The organism is Butyricicoccus sp. AF18-9LB, assembly GCF_027684505.1.
Lineage (GTDB): Bacteria > Bacillota > Clostridia > Oscillospirales > Butyricicoccaceae > Agathobaculum > Agathobaculum butyriciproducens.
The window spans coordinates 1-889 of record NZ_JAQCWA010000062.1; the positions used below are offsets into that span (position 1 = coordinate 1).

Below are 889 nucleotides of genomic sequence, written 5' to 3' on the forward strand. Positions count from 1 at the left end.
TAAGGCAGCTACCGTTGAGGGCAAGCTGACCAGCTTCAAGGGCACCAGCAAGGTAAGCATTGACGGCACTTCCTACGATATCGCTTCTCTGGCTACCACCGCTGTTGATTCTGACTTTGAAACCTCTTTCACCGATCAGATCGGCGAGTCCTACATTCTGTACACCATCGGCGGTATTGTTTACGCTGCTAAGCAGACCTCTGAGGGCGCTAAGAACTATGCTGTTGTTGAGAGCAACAATGGCGGTATTCTGACCGGCGGCTTTGACGCTCTGGAAGTTAAGATTCTGAAGGCTGACGGCTCTGAGGTTAAGGTTGAGGTTCACAAGGATTCCACCACCGATGGCTCTACCAAGGTAACGGCTGCTGCTCTGGAGACCGGCGCTCTGATCAAGTATTCTGACGTTGATAACGGCAAGATCAAGATCACCAAGGTAGTTGCTCCGACGCAGGCAGATGCCAAGATCACCAACCTCTACAATAAGGATACCAAGTCTTTTAACAGCAAGGTTGCAGCTTCTGATGCAGTCCTGTTTGTAAATAAGACTGCTACTCCGGCAAAGGATGCCAAGGCTACTGCTGGTGACTTCTACACCTACACCGCTCGCAACATGAATTCCTTCGATCTGGCTCAGTATGGTTATTACGGTGTTATCACCGACGATAACAAGGTTGTTGCAGCATATGCAACTCTCACCACCAAGCCGTCCGGTGCTTCTTCCGACACCGTTTACGGTATCGTCTCCAAGGAGAACGGCACGACTAAGGTTGATGACACCACCTACACCTCCTACACTGTTGATGTTGACACCAACACTCAGAAGACCGTTCTGATCGAGGGTGATGACTCCACTCTGAAGGAAGGCTATCTGGTAAGCTTCGATGAGGCT

The 889-nt window shown here is 50.4% G+C and carries 1 protein-coding gene; it reads left to right on the plus strand.

Annotated features, from left to right (window positions below; translation table 11 throughout):
- Positions 1-889: hypothetical protein (locus PGY33_RS14295; RefSeq protein ID WP_270479207.1), on the plus strand; the 889-nt coding region annotated here is incomplete at both ends.